Consider the following 318-nt stretch of genomic DNA (forward strand, 5'->3'; position numbering starts at 1 on the left):
TCAAAAGCAGAGCACGGCGGCCTAGTAGCCGACCTGAGTGGTTAGATCAAAAGCGCAAGCGAGGCGGCCTGACAGCCGGCCTGATTCTGAGAGCTGAACTCAATTCAATGTGGGAGCTGGCTTGCCTGCGATGGCATCGACTTGGTGTGCCTGATGGACCGAGTCGTCTGCATCGCAGGCAAGCCAGCTCCTACAGAAAAGCCAAGCAGTGCGGTGCTGGCGGTCTGTACTCAGTCAAACTGTGGGAGCGGGCTTGCTCGCGAAGGCGGTGTGTCAGCTACACATGAGCTAACTGACACACCGCCTTCGCGAGCAAGC

Source organism: Pseudomonas sp. Larv2_ips, assembly GCF_963879675.1.
Lineage (GTDB): Bacteria > Pseudomonadota > Gammaproteobacteria > Pseudomonadales > Pseudomonadaceae > Aquipseudomonas.